Source organism: Cupriavidus sp. 05T313 (assembly GCF_056396665.1).
In genome coordinates this window covers 1-16658 of sequence record NZ_JBFTLX010000181.1, presented here as the reverse complement: position 1 = coordinate 16658, position 16658 = coordinate 1, and the positions used below count along the sequence as shown (strand labels likewise).

At 63.9% G+C, this 16658-nt stretch carries 12 protein-coding genes, 2 tRNA genes and 1 pseudogene; 8 read left to right on the top strand and 7 right to left on the bottom strand.

The features are described from left to right. Positions 1–598: 598 nt before the first annotated feature. The 5 genes from AC1DKD_RS29700 to AC1DKD_RS29680 are packed head-to-tail and all read left to right on the top strand — an operon-like array spanning position 599 to position 7571. Complete coding sequence (locus AC1DKD_RS29700) at positions 599–1873, top strand: ATP citrate lyase citrate-binding domain-containing protein (protein ID WP_441634625.1); 1275 nt, start codon at positions 599–601, stop codon at positions 1871–1873. 22 nt (positions 1874–1895) lie between these two features. Continuing rightward, complete coding sequence (locus AC1DKD_RS29695) at positions 1896–4595, top strand: CoA-binding protein (RefSeq protein WP_441634623.1); 2700 nt, start codon at positions 1896–1898, stop codon at positions 4593–4595. A 19-nt stretch (positions 4596–4614) separates the two neighbouring features. Then, positions 4615–5931 (top strand): CitMHS family transporter, encoded by a 1317-nt coding sequence (locus AC1DKD_RS29690; protein WP_477144044.1) that lies wholly within the window; start codon positions 4615–4617, stop codon positions 5929–5931. Positions 5932–5943: 12 nt separating this feature from the next. Beyond that, positions 5944–6453, top strand: coding sequence for a universal stress protein (locus AC1DKD_RS29685; protein ID WP_477144043.1), 510 nt, complete (start codon positions 5944–5946; stop codon positions 6451–6453). Further along, entirely contained in the window at positions 6450–7571 is a 1122-nt protein-coding gene (locus AC1DKD_RS29680) for an ABC transporter substrate-binding protein (protein ID WP_441634617.1), read from the top strand. Before AC1DKD_RS29685 ends, AC1DKD_RS29680 begins: the two co-directional genes overlap by 4 nt. A gap of 2 nt (positions 7572–7573) precedes the next feature. Here the strand turns inward: AC1DKD_RS29680 and AC1DKD_RS29675 are convergent, their stop codons facing one another. Beyond that, positions 7574–8626 carry an ABC transporter substrate-binding protein gene (locus AC1DKD_RS29675; protein WP_441634627.1) on the bottom strand — a complete coding sequence of 351 codons (1053 nt, stop codon included), beginning with the start codon at positions 8624–8626 and terminating at the stop codon, positions 7574–7576. Between the two features lie 123 nt (positions 8627–8749). On the opposite strand from AC1DKD_RS29675, the gene AC1DKD_RS29670 reads away from it, so the two are divergent. After that, on the top strand, positions 8750–9430 hold the full coding sequence (locus AC1DKD_RS29670) for a response regulator (RefSeq protein ID WP_441634615.1): 681 nt from the start codon (positions 8750–8752) through the stop codon (positions 9428–9430). Continuing rightward, positions 9414–10799, top strand: coding sequence for a sensor histidine kinase (locus AC1DKD_RS29665; RefSeq protein WP_441634613.1), 1386 nt, complete (start codon positions 9414–9416; stop codon positions 10797–10799). The genes AC1DKD_RS29670 and AC1DKD_RS29665 overlap by 17 nt, the downstream gene beginning before the upstream one ends. 197 nt (positions 10800–10996) lie before the next feature. Here the strand turns inward: AC1DKD_RS29665 and AC1DKD_RS29660 are convergent, their stop codons facing one another. The 3 genes from AC1DKD_RS29660 to AC1DKD_RS29650 form a co-directional block, all read right to left on the bottom strand. Then, positions 10997–11245, bottom strand: coding sequence for an H-NS family nucleoid-associated regulatory protein (locus tag AC1DKD_RS29660; RefSeq protein WP_441634611.1), 249 nt, complete (start codon positions 11243–11245; stop codon positions 10997–10999). A 276-nt stretch (positions 11246–11521) separates the two neighbouring features. After that, a tRNA-Arg gene (locus AC1DKD_RS29655) sits at positions 11522–11598 on the bottom strand. 127 nt (positions 11599–11725) lie between these two features. Continuing rightward, the gene (locus tag AC1DKD_RS29650; RefSeq protein WP_441634609.1) at positions 11726–12568 is read right to left on the bottom strand and encodes a hypothetical protein; all 843 of its coding nucleotides are present in this window, start codon (positions 12566–12568) and stop codon (positions 11726–11728) included. A 454-nt stretch (positions 12569–13022) separates the two neighbouring features. Here AC1DKD_RS29650 and AC1DKD_RS29645 point away from each other — a divergent pair, with 454 nt between their 5' ends. Further along, positions 13023–14810, top strand: a complete 1788-nt coding sequence (locus tag AC1DKD_RS29645; protein WP_477144042.1) for a sterol desaturase family protein — start codon at positions 13023–13025, stop codon at positions 14808–14810. An 88-nt stretch (positions 14811–14898) separates the two neighbouring features. Here the strand turns inward: AC1DKD_RS29645 and AC1DKD_RS29640 are convergent. The 3 genes and pseudogenes from AC1DKD_RS29640 to AC1DKD_RS29630 form a co-directional block, all read right to left on the bottom strand. Beyond that, positions 14899–14985: transfer RNA gene (locus AC1DKD_RS29640), tRNA-Leu, on the bottom strand. Positions 14986–15098: 113 nt separating this feature from the next. Beyond that, positions 15099–16370, bottom strand: a complete 1272-nt coding sequence (locus AC1DKD_RS29635) for an amidohydrolase family protein (protein WP_441634603.1) — start codon at positions 16368–16370, stop codon at positions 15099–15101. A gap of 35 nt (positions 16371–16405) precedes the next feature. Next, positions 16406–16658, bottom strand: a pseudogene (locus AC1DKD_RS29630) (ABC transporter permease); the annotation flags it as partial.

Below are 16658 nucleotides of genomic sequence, written 5' to 3'. Positions count from 1 at the left end.
CTTTATAACTTGTAAGCTAAAAGACCGAAGTCTTCCGCATCCGCTATCAAGCGCCCACACTTATCGGTTGTTTGTTTGTTAAAGAACTRGCCGCGGTTCGCTTTGCTTACCGCGTCACTGCGTTTTCTGCAGCAGAGAAACGAGATTATGAAGAACCTTCTACGTTTCGTCAAACACTTTTAATCTTTTCTTGCTTCGGCAAGCCTCGCTTTTTTGCGCCGCCCACCTTTCCAGCAAACCCTGCAACCCTTGCCCCGCCTGCCTTGCAGCGCGGCGTTTGTGTTGCGAGGGGGCGAATACTAAAGCGTCGGCGCCCGCCTGACAAGCCCTTTCTGGAAAAAATTGCAGGAGCCGTTTCGATCACCCATCGCAAAGCACTTCAGTGCTCCATCTGGTGACGCCTGCGCACATCGCATAGTGCGCATCAGTATCTGGCAAAGGCGTTGCCCCCGCACTCAACACCCTGCCCCTCAAAGAGGCGCCCTGCCCTGCAGCCAGCTGCATGCGGGAAGTCCCTGCCCCCTGGATGTAAGCCGGGCGAAAGCTTCGCTGGAATAGCATGCCCCGGCGATCATAGTTAATAGACGGAGGAGACAACATGCAAATCACCGGCATGCTTCACGGCGCGCGCTTGCTGCAACTCGTGGGCTTCCCCACGGCTGAGGTACTCGGGCCCGACGCCAACGACGACCAGATCAAAGCGCTGATCGAACGCCACAAACAAGTCTTCATCAAGCCGGTATTCCGCGGCGGTGTCGGCAAGAAGGGCAAGGCCGGCCTGCTGGGCCGGGTGGGTGACCTGGCATCGGCACTCAAGGAAAAAGAGCGGCTCTACTTTGCCGAGCACCACCACGGCAACCAGCACGCCAAGGCCAATGGCGTGACCTTCGAAGGCGGCGTGCCTTCCGACCACGAGATCTACTTTTCGCTGACCGATTCCACCGAGTTCCGCGCCCCGACCATGACCTTGACCCACCACGGCGGCATGGACATCGAGGAACTGGACGACAGCCAGGTCGCCCGCGTGCCTTTCAACCCGTTGACCGGCCTCAAGGCCTTTGTCGTGGCGAACGCGTTGAGCGGCCTGAACGCGCCAAAGGAGATCATCTCGCCGCTGGTGCAGCATTTGCCAAACCTGTGGGACCTGTTCCACGACTACGGCATGACCACGCTGGAGCTCAACCCGATCCGGATGCGCGCGGACAAGCGCGGGCGGCTCACGCCTGTCGCCTGCGACTTCAAGTGCGGCTTCGACCGCGACGATCCGCGCTGGCAGCGCCTGGACCTGCCGCCTCATCTGTTTGCTGTCGACACGTCGCCCTTCGAGCAAGAGATCAACCAGCTCCGTACCTATCAGGGGCAAAGTGACGTGTACATCATCAACGACAAGGGAACCATCCTGGCGCCGACCTTCGGAGGCGGCGCGAATTCCCTGGTGACGCAAATGCTGGGAGCCGACGCCATCATCTCTTCCGACTTCGGCGGGAACCCGCCGTACGAGAAGATGAAGGCTGTCGCCGGCATCTGCTTCAAGCATTGGCTCAAGCAGAGCAACGTGCTGTTCATCATCGGGGGCAAGTCCAACAACACCGATATCTTCGAGACCTTCCGCGCCATGGCCGACGCGCTGCGGGAGCATTTCGGCAAGTACGGCGCCGCGCCGCTCTACGTGGTGGTCGGACGCGGGGGACCGAACCTGGTCCGCGGCATGGCCGTGCTGCGCGACACCTGCGAGTCGCTCGGCCTGCCCTACGTGAGCTTTGGATTCGACTCGGCGATGAGCGAGGTGGTGGACTATGCTCGTAAGGTAGACGCCTGGATGAAAGCCGGTGGCCGCGCACAAGTCGCGGCCAGTTTGAATGTGACCGCCTGAAGTCACTGTACAGGAGACAACCATGCGCGCCAAAGGTGTTGGTGATTTCAAGTATTTCGTCGGTATTCAATCCTTGTCGGAAGTGGCCACGCGCGAGGACCGCGTGTGCGTGCTCAACATTATGGGAGGCGAGTCCAGCGACGTGACGCCGGTAGGCCATGCCTACTCGGGCGGCAACGTGGTGTTCGGCACCTCGCCAGGCCGCAAGGGGCAGGTGCTGGACACGCCGGCGGGGCCGATCCCGGTCTACAACAATGTACGTGAAGGCCTGGAGGCCGGCCACCGCTTCAATTGCGGCGTGGTCTATCTGCCCCCCTCTGCGGCCGACGACGGCGTAGTCGAGCTGATACGGGTCAACCCTGACCTCAAGAAGATCTTCATTCCAACCGAGAAGATGTCGGTACACGACGCCCGCGAAATCCGCGCGCTGGCCCAGCTCAACGGCGTAGATATCTTCGGAGGCAACAGCCTCGGCGTGGCCGACGCCTGGAATCAGGTTCGCATCGGTGGCGCGCTGGGCGGGGACGCGCCGGCCGACACCTTGCGCAAAGGCTCGATCGCGATCCTGTCGAACTCGGGCGGCTTCACCACCACCATTGCGCAGTACCTGCGCATGGCTGGCTGGGGCACGACCACGTTGATCTCTAGCGGCAAGGATGTCTACATTCACTACGCCGCCCCCGAATTCGCCTTCGCGCTGGCCCACGACGACCGTAGCAAGGCCGCGGTGCTGTATTGCGAGCCAGGCGGCTACTACGAACGCGATGCCAGCTTTACCAAACCGGTGGTGGCCTGCGTGGTCGGCCGCTGGAAGAGCAAGCTCACACGCGCCGTCGGCCATGCCGGGGCCATGGCCGGTGGCGCCGACGACGCCGAATCCAAAGAGCGCTGGTTCATGGAAAAATTCGGCGTCGATGCGCTATTCACGCCACAGAACCCGGTGGTCTCGGCCAAGGGCGCGGTGGTGGTCAATATCGCCGATATCCCGGCCGCGCTGACGGCTGTGATGCGTGCCAACGGCGTGCAGCCCGATTTCGCGCCGGAAGGCACGATGGAGCTCAAGCCCTGGTTCAGTGCCAGCCGGGGCCTGAAGCTGCCACCTGAACTCGATCTCGCCGTGGTGGAGGCGCCCGCGCCGTACGGCCAGCAGATTGCCGCCCTCCGGCAACAGATCGGTGCCATGCTACCCCGGCAGTCCATGAAAGACACGTCGGGCGCTTCGCAGATGGATGCCAGGACGCAGTTGACCAGCCTGCACGGCGTATCGATGCTCGACGCGGCGCAGCATCCGCTGGAGACCAACGTGAACCTGGCGCTGCTGCACGAGCCCGGTGGCGTCAACGACCAGCGATTGATCAACGTGGCCATCGGGGCCGGGCTGAACTTGCACGGCCACCCCGCGCTGGCGGCCGCCCAGGCCTCGCGCGATGCCGGCAACGCGCCCAACAGCGTACTGGCCACGGCGGCCAGCATCCTCGGGCCGCGCACGCAAGAGCGCGCGCGGGCACTGTCGCAAATGCTGATCGACGCGTTCGCGGCAGCCGGCCTCGACGATGCGATGAACGAAAGCTTCGACATCAGCGGGATCCAACTCGAAGACCCGGCCTTGTTCGTCGCGGACCAGGCCGACGGCCGCGCCGGCGCCATGCTCAATGGGCTAAAGGCCCGAGGCGCCAGGTCGGTGTTCATCAGCTACCTCCGCACCCTGCCGGGCCACCCGACGGAAGACGCTGTACTGGCCGCCATTACCACCACGCTGGCCTGGGGGCCGCTGATGCGCAAGCGCGTGTCGCGGATCACCGCGGAGAGCTTGCCTTGGTGGATGCGCTTGTTCGGCGCGCTGATCGGCGCCTCGGTGCCGGCGAATCAGCACGCGGCCGACAGTTTCTGCGGCATGGCGATCAGCGACATTCTGGAGCGACGGCCAATCAGCGAAGTCGCATTTGTCGCCCTCCTGGGCCTGACACCCAATCCTGCCGATCTGTATGCGTTCCAGGTGCTGGTCGGGCTGCTGCTAAGCAACGGACCGGGCACGATCTCCGCGCAGGGCGCCAAGGGCGCGGTGTCGGCGGACGGGCCCGAAGACCCGGGCCGCGTGCAGCTCAACAAAGCGCTGGCCGGCTTTCTCACGCACTCCGGCTATGCGCATGGCGGCAACGGCTACGAAGGCATCGCCTTCCTGATCGAGCAGTTCAAGGACACCGGCCTCAAGGACCCAGGCGACCCCAATCACGGTATCGACCTCAAGGCCCTGGCGCAGCGATATGTCAAACGCTATGCCGATTACAAGGCGAACAAGAAGAATACCGGCAGCCTGGACATCCAGAAGATCCCCGGCGTCAACCACCCGGTGTTCAAGGACAAGCCTGTCAACCACGACCCCCGGGAGGTGTTCATTGCCGGGCTGCTCGCCGGCCGCGGCGAGTACAACGTGTTCCACACCTTCTACCGTGAACTGGTGCAAACCTTGTTCGATGAGGGCGTGTCGCGCACCGTCTACTGCGTGAATATCGACGCGGTGATCGCCGCGCTACTGCTCAAGATGCTCTGGCAGCCCTACCAGGGCGGACAGTACGCGGAAAGCGCGCTGGAGACGGCCGCCTTCACGATCTTCCTCTACCCGCGCATGCTTGGCTGCGCCGCCGAAATCGACGACCACCTGAACCGGGGCCGCAATATGGACACGCGCACGCCGGCTTCCCAGTGCCAGTTCGTAGCCTGAGAGAGCGGAGATACACGACATGCTGACCCTCCTCGCCTATTCGATGGTGATCGTTTTCATGGCGCTGATCATGACCAAGCGCCTTTCGGCCATGGTCGCGCTGATCCTGGTGCCGATCACGTTCGGGCTGATCGGTGGCTTTGGGATGGAGCTGGGGGCGATGATGCTGGATGGCATCAAGAAGCTCGCGCCGACGGGCGTGATGCTGATGTTTRCCATCCTGTATTTCGGCGTGATGATCGACGCCGGCTTGTTCGACCCGGCGGTGCGCGTGATCCTGAGAATGGTGGGCGGGGATCCGATGAAGATCGTCGTCGGCACCTTCGTGCTGGCAGTGTGCGTCTCGCTCGACGGCGACGGCTCCACCACCTACATGATCACCTGCGCCGCCATGCTCCCGCTCTACAAGCGGCTCGGCATCAGCCGCCTTGTGCTGGCGTGCGTAATCATGATGGCTGGCGGGCTGATGAACATCCTGCCCTGGGGCGGCCCCACCGCGCGCGCGGCGAGCGCGCTTGGCGTGGACGTGGGCCTGATCTTCGTACCGATGATCCTGCCGATGATCGTCACCGGGTGCTGGGGCTTGTTCGTCGCCTTCCTGCTGGGGCGCCGCGAGCGCACGCGGCTCGGCGCCATTGCGGCAGGCTCGGCGGATCCCGCTTCCGCCGCACAGCCGCAGGTGACAGCGGGCGACCCCGACATCGCCAGGCCCAGGCTCCTTTGGGTCAATTTCCTGCTGACCCTGGGACTCATGGTGCTGCTGATTCTCGGCACCATGCCGTTGCAGGTACTGTTCATGGTGGCCTCCGCGCTGGCGCTGATGATCAACTACCCCAGCCTCAAGGACCAGAAGGAGAGGCTCAGCTCGCATGCCGCCAATATTGTTCCCGTGGTGTCGCTGATCTTCGCTGCCGGTATCTTCGTGGGCATCCTGTCGGGCACCAAGATGGTCGACGCGATCGCGGCCAGCGTGATCAGCGCCGTGCCGGACTGGATGGGCCCTTACATGGCCATCGTCACCGGCGTGCTGAGCGTCCCGTTTACTTTTTTCATCTCGAACGACGCGTTCTACTTCGGCATCCTGCCTATCCTTGCCAAAGCGGCCGCCGTCTATGGCATTGGCGCCGCTGAAATCGGGCGCGCATCGCTGATCGGCCAGCAGGTGCACCTGCTCAGTCCACTGGTCRCATCGACCTATTTGCTGGTCGGCCTGGCCGAGGTCGAATTCGGCGACCACCAGCGCTACACGCTGCTCTGGGCCTTGTCGGCGGCGCTGGTCATGCTGGTGGCCACCGTTGTCTTCGGGGTCATCCCCATCGTTGGCCATGCCCATTGACGGTAGCCCACCATGCACAACGAAATCCGATCCATTCTCTATGCCGCGGACCTGAGCGAAGGCTGCGAAGACGCGCTGGCCTACGCCATCGGCCTGGCCAACCGGTTGGGCGCAAGACTGCAGGTGCTCACCGTTATCCCGGACCAGCGCGAGAAGTCGCTGATCGAGATCGATTCCCACGTGCCCCAGGACGCGCTCGACAGGTATCACCATGATCGCGCGCAACGGGTGAAGCTGCACATTGAAGCGCAGATCGCGGCCTTCTATGCCGTGCRCACGGACAAGAACCCGCCGCAGCCGATCACCGAGATCATCGTGTGCGAGGGGGACGACGTGGCCCAGCTTATCCTCGACGAAGCCCGTCTTGGGCCCGCTGACCTGATCCTGATGGGTTCGCATGGCGATGGTGTCCTGGCCGGCCTGCTGTTCGGCTCGGTAGCCCATGAAGTCATGCGCAAGACTCGCACCCCCCTGCTGCTGGTGCCGGTCAGCGGACGAGACGAAGCGGAAGGCAAAGCATGAAATTCCTCATCGGGCTGGGGTTCGGGCTGATCTGCACGCTCGGCATGGCGCAGGAGCCTGGGGAGCTCATGGGCTATGCGTCCAAGGGCAGTGTTCCGCCTGGCTATGCACCGGCGTACGCGGAGACGGTCAAGGCCGCCGAAGACGAAGGCCGGCTGGTGATTTACTCGACCACGGACGCGGGCATCGCCAAATTCCTGATTGCGGATTTCCGGGCCATGTATCCGCGTATCGACATCACCTATGAAGACCTGAACAGCACCGTGCTGTACCACCGCTTTGTCGCCGAGACACAGCTGGGCGGCGAATCCGCTGACGTGCTGTGGAGTTCAGCCATGGATCAGCAAGCCGCGCTGGTCGACAGTGGCTACACCATGACTTACGACTCTCCGGAAAAGGCGAACTTCCCGGAGTGGGCCAGTTGGAAGAACCAGGCCTTCGCCACCACCTACGAGCCGATCGTCGTCGCCTACAACAAGAAGCTGCTGCGGGCCGGCGAAGTGCCGCAGACACATGCCGACCTGGCCCGGCTTCTGAACAGCGACCCAACGCGCTTCAAGGGAAAGGTGGTCAGCTACGATATTGAAAAGTCCGGACTCGGCTTCTTTCTTGCCACGCAGGATGTCGCTGTATCGCCCGCATTCTGGGATGTCGCCCGCGCCCTGGGCAAGGCCGCGGCCCGCCTCGACCTGACGACCGACGCCATGGCCAGGCGCGTGGCCTCGGGCCAGGTGCTGGTTGGCTACAACCTGCTGGGCGCCTACACGGTGGCGCAGGCGCAGAAGAATCCATCGCTGGGCTATGTGTTCCCGAAGGACTACACGCTCGTCATGTCACGCATCATCGTGATCAACAAGAAGGCGGCACATCCCAACGCCGCAAAGCTCTGGGTGGACTACACGCTGTCCAAGCGCGGCCAGGCCGTGATTGCGAACAGCGCACACCTCTACGCGCTGCGCGACGACGTCGAAGGCGAATTCACCGCCGCCCGCCTCAGGCAAAGGCTTGGCGGCAGCCTGAGGCCGATCGCGGTCGGGCCGGGCCTGATTGGCTATCTCAACAACCAGAACTACCGGGATTTCATCCTGCAGTGGCGGCAAGCCGTAGTGCAGCCCTAGGCTTAGCGCGGCTGTGCCAGCGCGTCTTTCCAGCGCTTGAGGAATTCCTGCCGTTTGTTGCGGTCGAGATAGACCATCAGCCCGGCGCCGATCGCGATCGGCCGGATGTTGCTGCCCGCATCGAGCCGGAGCACTGCCGCATTGCCGCCGCCATGCGCATCGCTACGCAACGCAAACAAACCCAGCTGGTTTGCCAGCACGGTCTGGCCGCGCTTCGACAGCATGTAGTCGAGCCACAGCCTGGCTGCATTGGGATGCGCCGCGCGCCGCTGGATAAACGCAATGCGCGAGCCGACCAGCACGTAGTCCTGCGGATAGACAAAGCCGATCGCCGGATCGGTGCGCACCTTGTTGTACGCATAGGAACCCAACAGGTTGTAGGCCAGCAGGCTTTCGCCGGAGGCCACGCTCTCCAGCATGGCAGCGGTACTCGGGACTTGCCGGACCTGATTGGCACCGAGCGCCCGGGCCACGTCCCACCACATGCCGGATGCCTTCGCGTCCTGCGTGGCGAACAGGAAGCCCAGGCTCGAGTTCTCCAGGTCGTAGGTGATCACGCGGCCTTTGAAGCGTCCGGGAGCGGCCGTGAGCAGACGAATGAAATCGGCGTGCGTGCGTGGCACTTCGGCGGCGGCCAGCTGGCGCTTGTTGTAGGCAAAGCCGACTGGCTCAAGCGTCGTGCCCCAGGCCTCGTTCCTCCAGACCGCCCAGTCAGGCAGGCCGGCACGCTCCGGCGACGCGTACTGCAGGGCATAGCCATCGTTGACCAGCTTGACCTGCAGGTCCATSGCCGAACTCCACAGCACGTCGGCCGTGGCGCTGCCACCCTGAACCTCTTTCAGGAAGCGGTTGTAGACCTCGGTGCTATTGAGATCGTGGTACTCGACATCGACACCGGGGTACAAGGATTTGAAATCCGCAATCAGGTACCGGGCCTCTGCCATGTCGGTGGGCGAGTAAACAACCACCCTGCCCTCACGCTTCGCCGCCGCGATGGTCGCCGCGTAATCCGCGGGATAACCCTCGGGGACTTGGGCCCTCGCCATGGGTAGCATCAGCAGTAACAGGAGCCCGATCAACCATGCCCTCGATGTCATGTTTCCTCCAGCCGGCGCGCCATTATAGCGACGCCAATGCCCTTTGCACCCATACCGGCAGTGCCGGCGAGGGTTGACCCCATGCGCACGCTGCTGGTCGAAGACAACCCGAAACTGGCGCGCTCGCTGACGGAGGCCCTGGGTGCCGCCGGCATGGTGCTCGATGTCGTGTCCGATGGCCTGCACGCGGACCAGCTGCTCCAGGCGGAACGCTACGACGTGGTCGTGCTCGACCTGGCGCTGCCGGGAATCAGCGGCATCGAAGTGCTGCGCCGTGCACGCGCCCGTGGCGACGATGTGCCGGTGCTGATCCTCACTGCGTCGGGTGAAACACCCGACCGGGTGCGCGGGCTGAACGCGGGCGCCGACGACTACCTGCCAAAGCCATTTGACCTGGCCGAACTGGTGGCCAGGTTGCGCGCCATCGCGCGGCGCCGGCAGGGCAGCACGCATGCTCTGTTCGAGATGGGCCGCCTGTGCTTCGACAGCGTGGCCATGGAGTTCAGCGTGGCCGGCCAGCCGCTGGTTTTGCCGCGGCGCGAGCATGGCGTGCTGGAGACCCTGATCACACGCGCCGGCCGGCCGGTCAGCAAGCAGGAGATGTGCGCGCAGTTATGCTCGCTCGACGACGCGGTCAGCGCGGAGGCCGTCGAACTTTACGTGCATCGGCTGCGCAAGCGCCTCGAGGGCAGCGGTACCCACATCCGGACCCTGCGCGGACTCGGCTACCGCCTGGAAGCGGTCGATGATTCGACTGCGTAACCACCTCCTCCGGTGGCTGCTAATTCCGCTGTCCGTCGTCTGGATAGTCGGATTCCGCATCAACTACGTGCGCACGCTGGAGCAGGCCAACCAGGCCTATGACCGTACCCTGCTCGGTTCAGCGCTTGCCATGGCGGAGCGGGTTTCGGTCCAGAGCGGCGAGCTGACCGTCGACGTGCCGTACGCCGCGCTGGAGATGCTCGAAACCCGCTCGCAGGACCGGATCTTCTACAAGGTGAGTTGCCTTGATCCGCCATCGCTCGTCACGGGCCAGGAGGACCTGCCCGCTCCGCCCACCGTGCCTGCGGGCGACCAGCCGTTGTTCCACAACGCCATGTACAACGGCGAGCCGGTACGGCTGGTGGCGCTGCGGCGACCGGTATACGAGGCCGTGCCTTGCGGCCCCTTGCTGGTCCAGGTCGGTGAAACCACGGGGGCGCGCGAAGCCTTGTCCAGGCGCATGCTGTTCGACACCAGCGCGATGCAGCTGACCCTGATCGCAGTGGCCGCGCTGCTGATCGCGCTCGGCGTCCGGCGCGGCCTGCTGCCGTTACGGCGTATCCGCGACGAAATCAAAGGCCGCGACCAGACCGACCTCACACCGATTGCCACGCAAACGGTGCCGCGCGAAGTGATTCCTCTGATCGAGGCGATCAATCTCCACACCGGCCGGCAGCGCCAGCTCAACGAGGCGCACCGGCAGTTCATCGCCGATGCGTCGCACCAGTTGAAGACGCCGCTTACGGTGCTCAAGGCGCAGGCGGCGCTGGCGCTGGCGCAGCACGACGCCCGCCGCGTGCGCGAAATCGTGAAGGAGATCCATGACAGCACCGATGCCACTTCACGCATGATCCAGCAACTGCTGGCGCTCGCGCGCAGCGAGTCAGGCCACGTCGTGGATGACGTGGGGCTCGACCTGACCGAGCTTGTGCGCCAGACGAGCTTCGACCTGTTGCCGCAAGCGCTCGAAAAGCGCATTGACCTCGGCTTCGACGGCAGCGGGCCGGTATGGATGACGGGACAACCGCTGCTGCTGCGCGAGCTTGCAGCCAATCTGGTCGACAACGCGATCCGCTACACGCCGGAAGGCGGACAAATCGACGTGTCGGTGGCGTGCGACGCAACGGGCAACGCCGTGCTGAATGTCAACGACAGCGGCCCTGGCATTCCGCCCGACGAGCGGGCCAAGGTATTCGGCCGCTTCTATCGCCTGCGCGGCTCGCGCGCCGACGGCTGTGGACTCGGGCTGTCGATCGTCAGGCAGATCGCCGACCGGCATGGCGCCCGCGTCGAACTCGGCCAGGCTCCCGGCAGCGGCGGCCTGCGCGTGAGCGTGGTGTTTCCACCCCGGCGTCTCCCGCCAGCCTGACGCGGAAAGCGCCCCGCGCACGTCAACGCAAAAGCATGAATATATCGACATGCATGCAGTCCGAACCGGAAAGCACCATGAGATTTACTTGAGCGAGGTACTGCGGGCGGATCCCAAAAAATGGAAAACTATACTTCGTCATCCCATGAAATGCTGGCGCCAGCATTTGGACGGGCGAAAGGCGGCATTGCGCCCGGTCATCCGACGACCCGGAAATGCTCCTGGCTCTGGCCCGCGCTGACCGCCCGCAGCAACCAGGAAGGCATCTCGCCCTGCCCGTCCCAGCTTCGCCCCTCCGCGTCGCGATAGCGTGCCACTGGCTTCTGTTCCGGTTCCGGCAACGGGAAACAGCCAGCATCCTCCAGGTCTGCCAAGGAGAGTCCGTGCTTCGCCATCTGGATCTTGACCCAGACAATGGCCGCAGCTTTTTCAATTTCGGAGGACATGGATGGAGGAGGAGACGGTATGGAGTTGGCTTGTTGACGGGTTCGGCGCGGCTAGTGCAGCCGCTGACAATCGCACGAAACTGCAACAAGAGTAAGGAAGGCGTCTTCAACTCGCCCGCGCTAGTCAGGCCAAGGAATCGAAAACACAAACAATCGACCTGCCCGCCCTCACCCCGGCACAAGACAGCCCATTCTTCGGTGTACCCCTGGGTGTATCCCGGCGCCCGAGAAAGACAAAAGGGTCAGCACGCGAAACGTGCTGACCCTTGTCATTGGTGGTGCGGCTGGCAGGATTCGAACCCACGACCCCTTGGTTCGTAGCCAAGTACTCTATCCAACTGAGCTACAGCCGCACGCGAAGACGGCATTCTAGCGCAACGGCGCAGAAATGCAAGCCCTCTTCTTTGATTGGGTGGGAAGGCCCCTTCATGCGGCGGTGAACCGGCTGAATCCGGCGCAGCGCAAGCGCGCGACTCGCCCCTACCAGCGGTAGCGCGCCCCCAGAGTGCCGCCAGGATTGCGGCCGGCTTTCAGCTTGACCCAGAGCTTGACGCCGCCGTTGGTGCTGCCGTGCGCTCCGAGATTGACAGAGAGAAGTCCGCGCAGCATGTCGGGATCGATGCGTGTGCCGTTGATATTGATCACCTGCTTGCGGTCCTGCCACAGGTCGGCCTCGACAAACGGATACACACCGTTGACTCCGGTAAGCCGACTCGGCTGTGTGCGATAGACCCGCAGGACGACTTCCGCGGCGCTTGCGTCTGCCTGCTGCCCGGCCAGGAAGCCGGATGCACTTCTGTCGGGAGCAGGCTGATAGGCGAGCTGCAAGCGCGGTTGAATCGTCAGGCCGCCACTGCGCGGGAGTACGGTATCCAGCGCGACAGCCATGCTTTGCATCCGGTTGCCGACGAAGCCGGTGGCAGATGTGACATCGTCCAGGTGCAGGGAAAGTTTGGCTGGCCGCGGCCCGTTGGCCGGTCCGGCATATATCGGATCGAGCACGGCCGCCGAGGGACCGGGGGCGTCATTGTCCGCACCGGGAGGAGGCGACCCGCCGGTCCAGGCCCATTTGCCGATCGACGCCACCAGAGGTGGCTGCGTATCCTCCACGGCGAGCCGCGCTGCCGGCGCAGGCGGATCCGGGAGGTCGCTGCCGACAATCTGCGGAGGCAGCGCCAAGGCGTTGCCGGCAGCCTGCTCAGACGACGGCGGAGCATTGCTGGCAACCTGCGCGTACGGATCAGATTCAGGCTGGTTCCAGCCGAGGCCGGCGTTGCCGGGCGTGGGGCGCTCCTCGGCCTGCACCAGGGCTGCCAGCAGCATCGCAAGAATCGAGCAACAGCACTGGCGGCACGGATGGGAGTGGACAGCGTGCGCGCAATGACCAGTACCAGCGGTGCTGGCACCGCCTCCTGTTGCGCTAGCAGATGACACGCGCCTGGCCATGACTRCAACCCCTGGCTGAAATGAACCATGTCGGCTTTGCTAGAGCATAGGTCAAACACTGGCCAAACGTTAGGGCGCTGGCACGCCTTGCGTGGGGCGCCGCACAGGACCGTTCGCCTGCCGGCCGGAACGTGTCGGACGGCGCCACATTGCTATGCAAATCGAAAGCGCTCCGCTAGGATCGCGGCTGGCAGCCAGGCCCGGCAGCGATGCCCGGCGCGCCAGCCGTAGCAGAACAAGAAGAAGCAAAACAACGGAATAGCGGAAGATGCGGATAAATAGCGATTCGACCGACAGGCCTGAAAATCCTGGCGGGTCCGATGATTCAAAAATGAAACAGAACGGCGCAGCCGGGAAACTGCCAATCGCCCCGGTGCACAACGTGTTGCGCGATACGCGCGACCTGCTGGGCAGCAGCGGCGAGCTTGCGGCCGGACGCGGCCTGATCACGGCCATCCTTGCGCTGGCCCTGGGCGGACTCAGCCTGCTGGGCGTGATCGCTTTCCATTTCCCGCAATACCTGACCACGCCCGAACTGCGCCACAAGTATTCGGTCGACGTATTGCGCCACGTCCTGTTTGCCGCGCTGCTGGTGTCAGGCGGCCTGTCGCTGAGCAACCTGGTGCTGGGGCGCCGCCGCAGTCTGAATGCCGCTGCCTTCGCGCTCGTGGCGCTGGCCGTGGCGCTCGGTGGCTCGCGAGTACCGGTGGGGGACTTCCCGGACCACACGCCATATATCGGCCTGGACTGGTTCATCCTCGACCTGCTGGGCTCGACACTGATTTTCGTGGTCATCGAAAAGATGTTCCCGCTCTATCGCGGGCAAGCCGTATTTCGCCGCGAATGGCAGACCGACCTCGTGCATTTCGCGGTCAATCACTTCATCGTTGGCCTGATCCTGCTGACGGTCAACTTCCTGATCTTCCGCTTGTTCGGCTGGCTGGTACGCGACAGCGTGCATGCTTTCGTGGGAGGTATCCCCTTCCTGCTGCAACTGCTGCTGTGCATACTGGCAGCCGACCTGGCGCAGTACTGGACCCATCGGGCCTATCACGAGGTGCCCTTCCTGTGGAAATTCCATTCCGTGCACCACAGCACCAAGACCATGGACTGGCTCGCCGGTTCGCGCCAGCACATCCTCGAACTGGTATTCACGCGGGTGCTGGTGCTGGCGCCGTTGTATGTGCTCGGGTTCAACAAGGCTGTCATCGACGCGTACATCATCATCGTGGGCTTCCAGGCGGTATTCAACCACGCCAATGTCCACCTGCCGTGGGGCCCGCTGCGCTACCTGGTGGTGACGCCGGATTTCCATCACTGGCACCACGCCTCGGATGACGAGGCGATCGACAAGAATTACTCGGCGCACTACGCCTTCCTCGATTACCTGTTCGGCACCGCGGTGAAGTCCGGCAGGCGCTTCCCCGAAAAATACGGCGCCTTGCAGGTCGGCGATATCCTGCTCTCGGCAGCCACCTCATTCAACTCTTCGGCGATCCGGCTGGCGACGATATCGCAGGTCAGCCATTCGGCCGTCTATGTGGGCGGCGGCAATGTGGTGGAGGCAGTGGGCTCTGGCGTTCGGGTCTATCCGCTGCAACAGGCGCTGAATGACGGCGACATCATCGTGGCTTACCGCCACCCCGGGCTCGACGATGGTATGCGCCTGAAATTGCATGCCTTCGCGATGGCCCAGGTAGGCCAGCCGTATAACCATCTCGGCATCGCCATGCATGCGCCGTTTTCGCTGGAGCGGCGTCTGTGCGAACTGCCGGGTGTGCCCGGCGTGGTCCGCAACGCCTGCATGCGCAGCTTCAGCGCCATCCAGATGGCGCCCAACGAGCTGGATGCGCGCAACAGCTTCTTCTGCTCGCAACTGGTGCTCGCGTCCTACCGGGCGGCCGGCCTGTCGCTGACAAGCGCGGCGGACGACGCGGTCTCGCCGGCCGACCTGCTGCATATGCGGGAAGGCGACGTGCCCTCTTTCCAGGTCACGCGCAAGCTGGCTTATGTAGGGCGGCTGACGCCGGTATCGGCCTTGAGGGCCGATGGCACATCGGCAAGCCAGTCCGCGGACGACGATGAGTGGAGGATGCAATCCTGGTCCGCAGGACCTTGAGCAGACCAGAAGGCCTTGCCGCGGCACAGATCGCGCGGCACAAAAGAAAAAGGCCGCTGCATAAGCAACGGCCTTTTTCATCGAGTCTTGGTGCCCAGAAGAGGACTCGAACCTCCACAGTGTTGCCACCGCTAGGACCTGAACCTAGTGCGTCTACCAATTTCGCCATCTGGGCTTCGTCTCACTGCTTTTCTGCTGCAGCGCTGCGAAGAACAACATTATGCTGATTACATAATCAGCTGTCAACACCTGCCCTGCAATTTCTTCCCAGTCTTCCCAAAACCGGACTCAAGGCTGGAAACTGACCTGCCCGGGCCTGCCATCCAGGTGCAAGGTGGCGGTAGCCGGACGCGTGCTCGCCACCACCTTGCCCGCCCGCAGCACGAGCAGACGGGTAGCGCGCAAGCGGATTGCCTCGACCGGGTCGCGCGCCTGCAGCAGCACCAGGTCCGCGCGGCAGTCCGGTGCGATGCCGTAGCCCTCCAGCCCGAGGATCCGCGCCGGCGTCTCGGTGACGGCGGCAAAACACGCGCGCATCGCCTCCTGCCCCGTCATCTGCGCCACATGCAGGCCCATATGCGCCACCTCCAGCATGTCGCCGGAGCCCAGGCTGTACCAGGGATCCATCACGCAATCGTGGCCGAATGCCACCGGCACGCCCCCGGCCAGCAACTCCGGCACGCGGGTCATGCCACGCCGCTTCGGGTAGGTGTCGTGCCGGCCCTGCAGCGTGATGTTGATCAGCGGGTTGGCGATGGCCGCCACACCGGATTCTCGAATCAGCGGAATCAGCTTGGACACGTAGTAGTTGTCCATCGAATGCATCGAGGTCAGGTGCGAACCCGTGACCCGGCCCTGCAACCCGAGCCGCACGGTCTGGCATGCCAGTGTCTCGATATGGCGCGACAGCGGATCGTCACTCTCGTCGCAATGCATGTCCACCCGCAGCCCGCGCTCGCAGGCCAGCTCGCACAGGATGCGCACGGACTCCGCGCCATCGGCCATGGTGCGCTCGAAATGCGGGATGCCGCCCACCACGTCGACGCCCATGCCCAGGGCGCGCTTGAGGTTGTCGAGCGCGCCGGGCGCGCGCAGCACGCCGTCCTGCGGAAAGGCTACCAGTTGCAGGTCAAGGTAAGGCCGCACCTTCTCGCGCACGTGCAGCAGCGCCTCGGTGGCAAGCAAGCGCGGATCGCACACATCCACATGCGAACGGATCGCCAGCAGCCCCTTGGCCACCGCCCAGTCGCAATAGGCGAGTGCCCGCTCGACGATGGCATCCTGCGTCAGCAGCGGCTTGAGCTCGCCCCATAGCGCAATGCCTTCGAGCAACGTGCCCGACTGGTTGATGCGCGGCAAACCGTAGGACAGCGTGGAGTCCATATGGAAATGCGCATCCACAAAGGGCGGCGTGACAAGCTGCCCCGCCGCATCGACCTCGGCCGCCGCTGGCGCCTTGAGCGCCGGCTCGACTGCCTTGATGCGGTCGCCCGCGATGCCGATATCGATGCCGGTGCGGCCATCGGGGAGCGTGCAGTTGCGCAGGATAAGATCGAGCATAGTGGTTGTTTGTTATTCGCTACGTGTGATTGGACTCAGCGTTCGCCCTTGCGATAGGGCTTCATCAGCGCCTGCGGGTATGTGGCGCGCCGCGCCACCAGCACCAGCGCGAGAATCGACAGCACGTACGGCAGCATCAGGTACAGCTGATACGGCAGCGGCGGCAGACCCGGCAGGCTGGCACCGCTCTGTTGCAGGCGCAGTTGCAGCGCATCGAAGGCAGCAAACARCAAGGCACCCGCCAGCGCGCGGCCCGGCCGCCAGGACGCGAACACCACCAGGGCGGGC